Source organism: Kitasatospora sp. NPDC001540 (assembly GCF_042894345.1).
GTDB classification, from domain to species: Bacteria; Actinomycetota; Actinomycetes; order Streptomycetales; family Streptomycetaceae; genus Kitasatospora; species Kitasatospora phosalacinea_C.
The window spans coordinates 1-8,704 of the sequence record NZ_JBIAVO010000076.1 but is presented as its reverse complement, the minus strand read 5'-3'; the positions used below and the strand labels follow the sequence as shown (position 1 = coordinate 8,704).

Sequence of the window (8,704 nt, the reverse complement as noted above, 5' to 3'; positions counted from 1 at the left end):
ACCTGGACCATCACTCCCACAACCGCATAGCGCAGGAGGGCTGTCCCAACCGGGACAGCCCCCCCAGCAAGAAGATCTTCATCAGACTTCTAGAGCGCCAGCTCGAACCAGACGATCTTGCCCTTGGGGGTGCGGCGGCTGCCCCAGCGCTCGGCCAGCAGCGAGACGAGCTGCAGGCCGCGGCCGCCCTCGTCGGTCTCCTGGGCGCGGCGCTGGCGCGGCTGGGCGTAGCCGTCGTCCCAGACCTCGCAGACCATGGTCTTGTCGCGCAGCAGGCGCAGCCGGATCTCGCCGCGGCCGTGCCGCAGCGCGTTGGTGACCAGCTCGCTGACCAGCAGCTCGGAGGTGTCGACCAGTTCGTCCAGGCCGCGTTCCAGCAGCCAGCCGCAGGCGGCCTCGCGGGCCTTGGCGACCGAGGTCGGCTCGGGGGGCAGCCGCCAGTCGCCGACCGAGCCCCGGGGCAGCGCCTTGACCTTGGCCATCAGCAGGGCGATGTCGTCCTCGCCGTGGTGCGGGTTGAGTTCGTCCAGGACCTGGTCGCAGAGCTCCTCGATCCGCTCGGACCCGGCGGCCAGGGCGGCCCGGAAGGCGTCGATGCCCTCGTCGAGCTGGTGCTTGCGGGACTCCACCAGGCCGTCGGTGTAGAGGGCCAGCACGGCGCCCTCGGGCAGGTCGACGGTGACCTCCTCGAAGGGCTCGCCGCCGACGCCGAGCGGCAGGCCGGGCGGCACGGTGATGGTGCGGGCGCCCTGGCCGGGGGCGAGCAGGACGGGCGGGAGGTGCCCCGCGTTGGCGAAGGTGCAGCGCTGCTTGACCGCGTCGTACACGGCGTAGACGCAGGTGGCGAGGTAGACCTCGGCGCTGGAGCGGTCCGGGTCCTCGTCGTTGCCCAGGCCGCGGGCGATCTCGTCGAGGGCGGAGAGCACCTCTTCGGGGTCGAGGTCGAGCATGGCGAGGGTGCGCACGGCGGTGCGCAGTTGGCCCATCGCGACGGCGGCGCGCAGGCCGCGGCCCATCACGTCGCCGATCACCAGGGCGGTGCGGCTGCCGGGCAGCGGGATGACGTCGAACCAGTCGCCGCCGACCTCGGTGTTGTTGTTGCTGGGCAGGTAGCGGCGGGCGATCTCCAGGCCGGAGGCGGCCGGGTTGCCGGGGGGCAGCAGGCTGCGCTGCAGGATCAGCGCGCGCTCGTGCTCGCGGCGGTAGAGCCGGGCGTTGTCGACGCAGACGGCGGCGCGGGCGACGAGTTCCTCGGCGATCGCGACCTCGCGGGCGTCGAACGGCTCGCTGCCGATCGCCCGGGAGAGCTGGACCAGGCCGAGCACCTGGTCGCGGGCGACCAGCGGCACCACCAGGGTGGAGCGCAGCAGCGGGTCGGGCCCGGGCTGCGGGACGACGCTGCGGCCGGTGCGCAGGGCGCGGGCGTGCGGGGAGCGCGGCGGGTAGCAGAGCGTGCCGCCCGCCTCGGCGACCCGGACGCCGCCGCGCTCGCTGCCGAGCACGGACGGGGCGTTGCCGACCACGCTGGAGACGGCGACCCGGCGCAGTTCGCCGCTCTCCGGGTTGGCGCTGAGCGGGGCGGAGTCGCCGGTGAGCAGCGCGGTGTACAGGTCGACGGTGGCGACGTCGCAGAACTGCGGGACGATCACGTCGAGCAGTTCCTTGGCGGTGGTCTCCAGGTCGAGGGTGGAGCCGATGTGGGTGGAGGCCTCGTTCAGCAGGGCGAGGCTGCGGCGCACCCCGGCGGCCTCGCGTTCGGCGATGTGCCGGCTGGTGACGTCCTGGACCTGCCCGGCCACGCCGATCGGGCGGCCGCCCGCGGCGGTGAGCCGGTACAGCGAGACGGCCCAGGTGCGCTGGTCCTCGTCGCGCCCGGCGCCGGGGCGGGCGGCCCGGACCGGGCCGGACAGCCGCAGGTCGAGGACGGGCTCCTGGCCGGTGAGGACCTTGCGCAGGGCGAGCAGCAGCCGGTCCGCGTCGGAGGGGCGGAACACGTCGCCGGCGGCGAGGCCCTGCAGGGCGGCGGGGCTGCGGCCGACACCGGCCGCGAAGGCGGCGTTGACCCGCTGCAGCTTGAGGTCGGTGTCGAACAGGAAGAACCCGGTGGGGGTCTGCCCGATGACGGCCTCGGAGGCGGCCAGGTCGGTCTCGATGGCGCGCAGCCGGCCGAGGTCGACGGCCAGGCAGGTGGCGGAGCCGTCCGCGCTGGCGGGCATCGCGTAGACCTCGGCGAGGCTCTCGGCGCCGGAGAGGTCCCGGTAGGGGGCGGTGCCGACCCACTCCTCGCCGGAGAGGATGCGCTCCAGCCGGGCCCGGCCGCGCTGCCACAGCTCGCGCGGGATGAACGCGGTGATCGGGTCGGCGCCGACCGCCTCGGCGGCGGGGACGCCGAAGAACTCGGCCGCCCGGTCGCTCCACTGGGCGATCCGCCCGTCCGGGCCGATCGCGAAGGTCGCGACCCGGATGTAGTCGTAGATGGTGCCCGAGGTGCCCTGTCCCCAGCCGAGCGGCAGCGGGACGGGGGTCGTCGGGGCACCCGGCTGCTCCGGCACCGCGGCATAGCCGCCGCTGCCGTGCGTCACGTTCCGTGCCGGGAAGCTGTTCAACGGACCGACCCCTCCAACCCGCGTCCATCCGGTGTCGAGAAGACCGAGTATTCGATGTCCGAGTATTCATCATTCGGGTGCGGGCGCACACGCCCTTCAACGTCACAACATCGAATCGGGCAGTTGAACCTCCGAGTTCACGAGCTCGAACCAGACCACCTTGCCCAGCCCCTCGGCCCTGGTGCCCCAGCGCAGGGCGAGCCTGCGGACCAGTTCGAGGCCGCGCCCGCCCTCGTCGCCCGCCCCGGCGTGGCGCTCCTTGGGCGGGTCGGGCAGCGGGTCGGAGATCTCGACCAGGAGCAGGTCACCGAGGGTGAGCCGGACGCCGATCGGGGCGCTGGCGTACCGGACGGCGTTGGTGACCAGTTCGCTGACGAGCAGTTCGGCGGTGTCGGTGAGCTCCTCGACGCCCCAGTCGGCCAGCGTGCCGCGGACCAGGCGCCGGGCCCGGGAGACCGCGGTCGGTTCGGCGGGCAGCGTCCAGCCCGCGGTGGGCGACTCGGCCCGGCCGCGGCCGAGCCGGGCCAGCAGCAGGGCCACGTCGTCGGGCTCGCGGCCCTGCTCCATGGTCCCGAGGACGGCCTCGCACGCCTGCTGGATCGAGGCGTACGGCTGTTCCAGCACGCTGATCAACCTCCCCAGTCCCACGTCCAGGTCCTTGTCCCGGGACTCCACCAGCCCGTCGGTGCACAGGGCGAGCAGGCTGCCGTCCGGGATCTCCATCTCGATGGACTCGAACGGCACCCCGCCGACGCCGAGCGGCGCGCCGGAGGGCAGGTCGAGCACCTGGCCCGCGCCGCCGGGCAGCGGGCCGCCGGAGCGGGCCGGTTCGGCGTCGGCGCCGGGGACCACCAGGACCGGCGGGATGTGGCCGGCCTTGGTGACGGTCAGGCTGCGCCGGGCCGGGTCGAAGACCGCGTAGACGCAGGTGGCGAGCAGGGCCTCGTCGGGGCCCTGGGCGAGGTCGTCGGCGAGCTCGTGGACGTGCCGCAGGACGACCTCGGGGGCCAGGTCGAGGGCGGCCAGCACGCGGACGGCGGTGCGCAGCCGCCCCATCGTGGCGGCGGCCCGCAGGCCGTGGCCCATCACGTCGCCGACCACCAGGGCGGTGCGGTCGTCGGGCAGCGGGATGACGTCGAACCAGTCGCCGCCGACCTCGGTGCCGCTGGAGCCGGGCACGTACCGGTAGGCGACCTCGACGCCGGTGGGCTGCGGGACCTGCTGGGGCAGCAGGGTGCGCTGCAGGGTGAGCGCGGCGGTGCGCTCGCGGGCGTAGAGGCGGGCGTTGTCGAGGGAGCTGCCGGCCCGGTCGGCGAGTTCGACGGTGAAGGCGAGGTCGTCGCGGTCGAAGCCCTCGCGGTAGCCGGCCCGGCTGACCACCAGCAGGCCGATGACGATGCCGCGGGCCCGCAGCGGGACCACCAGCCGGGAGTGGACGCCGAGTTCGCGGGCGGCCTCGACCTTGGGGTCGCCCGGGAAGGACAGTTCCTCGGTGTCGTTGCCGCCGGAGAGCATCTCGGGGACGCCGCTGCGCAGCACCCGGCCGAAGACCGAGTCCTCGTCGAAGGTGACCCGGGCGCCGTGCCGCAGCATGGTCTCCACGGCGGGGCCCTGCTGGATCGCGGCGACGCCGAGCTGCAGCAGCGAGGTGTGCCGGTCGTGGCCGTGCCGGGGCAGGTCGTCGCCGTGCGCGACGGCCTGCAGCAGGATCACCCCGGCGTAGTCGGCGAGCCGCGGGACGACCGCGCCGGCCAGTTCCTGGGCGATCATCGACGCGTCCAGCAGGTCGCCGACCCGGGAGCCGAACTCGTTGAGCAGCGACAGCCGGCGCCGGGCGCCCTCGACCTTGGCCACCGCCCGGTAGCGCTCGGTGACGTCCATCACGGTGCCGGAGATGCCCAGGACGCGGCCGGAGCGGTCGGTCATCCGGCTGTAGGAGATCGACCGGTAGCCGGAGCGGGCGGTGGACGGGGAGGCCAGCGTGACGTCGATGACGGGCTCGCCGGTGGCCAGCACCTGGCGCTGGACGGCGGTGATCTCGTCGGCGGAGCGCTCGGGCAGCGTCTCGCCGGTGGTGCGGCCGATGTGCTCCTCGGCGGGCAGGCCGTTCATCTCGGCGAGGGTGCGGTTGACGGCGGTGTAGCGCAGGTCGGTGTCGAGGACGGCGATGCCGAGCGGGGACTGCTCGAACAGGGCGTCGCGGACCGCGAGGTCCCGTTCGACGGCGCGCAGCGCGGCGGCCTCGGTGAGCGCGACCTGCACGTACGGGGCGCCGTCGCCGTCGACCAGCAGCGACAGCCTGGCCTCCACCTCGACCGGCAGGCCGTCCCGGTCGGCGAGTTCGGTGAAGCCGTGCCAGGAGCCGCGGCGCAGCGTCTCCTGCAGGGCGGCGCGGGTGCGCTGCACCTGGTCCGGGTCGGGGATCAGCTCGTCGACGGCGCGGCCGACCAGCACCTCGCTGGGCCAGCCGAGCATCTCCTCGGCGGCGGGGCTCCACAGCACCACCCGGCCCGAGGTGTCCAGGATGACGATCGCCACCCGGACCACGTCCAGCAGGCTGCCGCCCTCGGTGCGGCGGCTCGGGTGCAGGGCGGTGGGGCCGCTGTCGGCGCGGGTGCCGGGGGGCGGCGCGGGCGTGCCGGGGAAGGCCCGGGCGGGGCGGCCGCGGGCCGGGGTCCGGCCGGGGCCGGGCGCGGTGGGCGGCTGCGGGGCCGGGCCCGCGCTGGGGGCGCTGCCGGGCAGCGCGGCGGGCCGCTCGCCGGGGCCCGGGCGGCCGCGGCGCAGCCGGGCGCGGGCCGCCGCCCGCCCGGCCGGACCCGCGGGCAGCGCGGCGCCGCCGGGGCGCCGCGCCCCGCGCGCGGGCGGACCGGACGCCTCGTGCCCTCCGCCGTCACCCGGCTTCGCCACCTACGGAGCCTCCGGCCGTCGCTGGGACGCCCCCGGTGGTCACCGGGGTGCGGGCCGCCGCCACGCCGCGCCGCCGTGGGCTCACGGATCGTGACGAATGCTGCCGAACTCTGCCATACCCAGGGAATCGCGCCGCTATCCCGGCATCCGGGTCGTCTGGCCGATTGGCGTACAGATCGGGCGTTTCGACGTGCGGGAGGGGCGCTCCGGTGCCTGGGGTGCTCCGGTGCCCGAGGTGCTCCGGTGCCTAGTGCAGGAGCCCGTCGCGGTGCAGGTCGTCGAAGAGGACCTGGTCGACCGGGGGGACGCGGTCGCGGTCGGCGTAGCCGAACCACTCGACCTCCTCGATCTCGCTGCTGGCGGTGAGGGTGCCGGTGTAGTCGGCGGTGTAGCAGGCCATCGAGACGAGGGTGCCGGGGGCCTGGGCGTGGGCCTCGGCCCGGTAGGTGCCGACGTGGGCGACGGTGTCGGGGAGGATGGTGACGGTGAGTTCCTCGGCGACCTCGCGGACCAGGGTCTGCAGGTCGGTCTCGGTGCCCTCGCGCTTGCCGCCGGGGATGTAGAACGCGTCCTTGCCGCGGGGGCGGGCGCACAGGATCCGGCCGCCCTCCAGCCGCACCCACGCCACCGTGTCGATCAGGTCTGCCATCGCCGTCCTCGTGCTCGTCGTACCGGCCCGACCCTACGGCAGGGGCGGGGCGTCGGCGGTGGCCAGCCGCTGGTTCTTGAACTCGGGGCGGTCGGTGACCTCGGGGCCGAACCAGGGGGGCGGGGTGAAGGCGGCGGCCCGCCCGGGGTCGGTGAACTCGACCTCCGCGGTGCGCAGTCCGGCCAGTCGGCCGTGGTAGGTGTCGACCACGGCCTCGTCCGGGCCGAGCGGGACGATCCGGCGGGTCTTGTCGACCCGGGCGTGCTCGGTGGCGGGCCACAGGTCGGCGAACTGGTCGGCGCTCAGCGGGGTCTCCCACTCGCCGCGGACCAGTCCGGTGCCGCGCTTGACGGTCAGCGAGCACGCCCCGTCCTGCTCGCGCACCCGCGCCTCGGCGCCCTCCGGCCCGAGCACCAGGTACCCCTGCCGGACGGCGAACTCCCGCCCGTCCGGGACGGTTTCGCCGTCCGGGACGAGGAACTTGCGCTCGATCTCGACGCCCATGCGGCCTCCTCGGCTGTCGCCCCCGGGGCGGCGTGCGCCGCTCCGCCGCCCACGCTACGCGGGCGGGGCCGGGCGGCGGGGGATCACGCGGGGTCGGCGGGGCCGGCGGGTTCCCCGGGGCCCTCCGGGGCTTCGGGTCCTTCGGGTTCTTCGGGTTCGACCCAGTACAGCTGCTTGTGGCCGCGGGCCTCGAACTCGGCCGCCAGCGCCTCGGCTTCGGCCCGGTCGAGGCCGCGGGCGAGCAGGAAGCGGTTGCCGTTGTCGTCCTGGCGCATCACCCGGTGCGGGGCGGCCGGGCGTTCCTGCCGGTGCATGCCCACACGGTAGCGGTCCGACCCGGTGGGGGGCGGGTCGGACCGCCCGTCCGGCCACCAGGCTGGACGGTGAGTGCTACCGGGCGGTACGCGGCCGGTCAACGTCTCGTTAACGCGGGGGCGTCCCAACTAGCTTACGCACACCAGCAGTTCGCCGTGCAGTACGGCGAACCAGGCATCCGGGTCGGCGCCCCAGCGGGCCCAGCCGTCGGCGATCCGCGCCAGGTCGGCGGGGGTGGCCAGGCCCTCGGCCAGGGCCGTGTCGGCCAGCTTGGTGCGCGTGGTGCGCTCGGCCCAGCTCTCCGACCACCAGGCGCGCTCCTCGTCGGTGGCGAAGGTCCAACTGCTGGACGAGGGGACGATCTCGACGCCCGGGTCGTCGGCCAGCCCGGCCGCGCGGGCCCAGGCCAGCAGGCGGCGACCGGCGTCGGGCTCGCCGCCGTTGGCCCGGGCGACCCTCCGGTACAGGCTCAACCACTCGTCCAGCTCCGGCAGTTCGGGGTACCAGGTCATCGCGGCGTAGTCCGAGTCGCGGACCGCGATCACTCCGCCGGGGGCGGTGACCCGGCGCATCTCGCGCAGCGCGGCGACCGGGTCGGGCAGGTGCTGCAGCACCTGGTGGGCGTGCACCACGTCGAACGAGCCGTCGGCGTAGGGCATCCGGTACACGTCGGCGACCTCGTACGACAGGTTCGCCAGCCCGCGGTCGGCGGCCAGGGCGGCGGCCTCGGCCAGCACCCCGGCGACCGGCTCGATGCCGACCACCCGGCCGGTGGGGCCGACCAGTCCGGCCAGGTCCGCGGTGATCGTGCCCGGCCCGCAGCCGACGTCCAGCACCCGCTGCCCGGGCCGCAGTCGGGACAGCAGGTAGGCGGCGGAGTTGGCGGCGGTGCGGCTGCGGTGCGAGCGCAGGACGGCGTTGTGGTGGCCGTGGGTGTAGGCGGGCATGGCGGGACTCCCTCTCCCTCGAAGGCGGTTCCTCGGCGGCTCCTCCAGCATAGGAAACCGTTCCACTGTTCGGACAAATATGTCTCACATCGCAAGACTGATGGGTAATCACTCGCCTTCCCGCCCCGTCCGGGAGGAGAATCCTCCGCATGGGAAAGACCTATGAGCGCATTGATGCCAAGCTGCGCGCGTTCATCGAGAAACAGCCCGTCTACTTCGTCGGCACCGCCCCGCTGGCCGCCGACGGCTTCCTCAACCTGTCGCCCAAGGGCCGGGTCGGCACCCTCGTCGTGATCGACGAACTGACCGTCGCCTACCTGGACTTCGGCGGCTCGCACGCCGAGACCATCGCCCACCTGCGGGAGAACGGGCGGATCGTGCTGATGTGGTGCGCCTTCGAGGGCCCGCCCACCGTGCTGCGGGTGCACGGGCACGGCGAGCCGGTGTTCCGCGACGACCCGCGGTTCCCCGAACTGCTCGCCCACTTCGACCCCGCCGCGGACGGCACCGCGCTGCGCGCGATCGTCCTGGTGCGGGTCGAACGGGTCAGCGACTCCTGCGGGTTCGCCGTCCCGTTCATGGACTACCGGGCCGACCGGACGCTGCTCGCCGACTACTTCGACCGCAAGGGCGAGGACCGGTTCAGCGAGTACTGCGAGGGCAAGGAGAACGTCGGCGTCAGCCCCGGTCGCCCACCTGGGCTGGGTCGCCGAGGTGGCGCGCGCCGAGGCCCTGGTGTGCGCGGCGGACGCCGGGCTGCTGCCGCCCGCCGAGTA

7 protein-coding genes are annotated in these 8,704 nt (G+C 74.8%); 1 reads left to right on the top strand and 6 read right to left on the bottom strand.

Translation table 11 applies throughout. The annotated features are described in order from the left end of the window. Positions 1-89: 89 nt before the first annotated feature. The 6 genes from ACFY00_RS37805 to ACFY00_RS37780 form a co-directional block, all read right to left on the bottom strand. On the bottom strand, positions 90-2,552 hold the full coding sequence (locus tag ACFY00_RS37805) for a SpoIIE family protein phosphatase (RefSeq protein WP_388038726.1): 2,463 nt from the start codon (positions 2,550-2,552) through the stop codon (positions 90-92). A 156-nt stretch (positions 2,553-2,708) separates the two neighbouring features. After that, entirely contained in the window at positions 2,709-5,513 is a 2,805-nt protein-coding gene (locus ACFY00_RS37800) for a SpoIIE family protein phosphatase (protein WP_388038723.1), read from the bottom strand. A 247-nt stretch (positions 5,514-5,760) separates the two neighbouring features. Further along, complete coding sequence (locus tag ACFY00_RS37795) at positions 5,761-6,162, bottom strand: NUDIX domain-containing protein (protein ID WP_388038720.1); 402 nt, start codon at positions 6,160-6,162, stop codon at positions 5,761-5,763. A gap of 33 nt (positions 6,163-6,195) precedes the next feature. Then, positions 6,196-6,666: an adenylate cyclase gene (locus ACFY00_RS37790; protein WP_388038717.1), complete on the bottom strand. Its 471-nt coding sequence runs from the start codon at positions 6,664-6,666 to the stop codon at positions 6,196-6,198. A gap of 83 nt (positions 6,667-6,749) precedes the next feature. Beyond that, entirely contained in the window at positions 6,750-6,980 is a 231-nt protein-coding gene (locus tag ACFY00_RS37785) for an SPOR domain-containing protein (protein ID WP_388038715.1), read from the bottom strand. 129 nt (positions 6,981-7,109) lie between these two features. Beyond that, positions 7,110-7,928, bottom strand: a complete 819-nt coding sequence (locus ACFY00_RS37780) for a methyltransferase domain-containing protein (protein ID WP_388038712.1) — start codon at positions 7,926-7,928, stop codon at positions 7,110-7,112. Positions 7,929-8,077: 149 nt separating this feature from the next. On the opposite strand from ACFY00_RS37780, the gene ACFY00_RS37775 reads away from it, so the two are divergent. Further along, on the top strand, positions 8,078-8,704 hold a 627-nt coding region (locus ACFY00_RS37775), incomplete at its 3' end, for a pyridoxamine 5'-phosphate oxidase family protein (RefSeq protein ID WP_388038710.1).

Excerpts from the sequence above, each read along its gene's own strand:
- ACFY00_RS37795 (WP_388038720.1), bottom strand. The coding sequence starts at position 6,162 with ATGGCAGACCTGATCGACACGGTGGCGTGGGTGCGGCTGGAGGGCGGC.
- ACFY00_RS37790 (WP_388038717.1), bottom strand. The coding sequence starts at position 6,666 with ATGGGCGTCGAGATCGAGCGCAAGTTCCTCGTCCCGGACGGCGAAACC.
- ACFY00_RS37785 (WP_388038715.1), bottom strand. The coding sequence starts at position 6,980 with ATGCACCGGCAGGAACGCCCGGCCGCCCCGCACCGGGTGATGCGCCAG.
- ACFY00_RS37780 (WP_388038712.1), bottom strand. The coding sequence starts at position 7,928 with ATGCCCGCCTACACCCACGGCCACCACAACGCCGTCCTGCGCTCGCAC.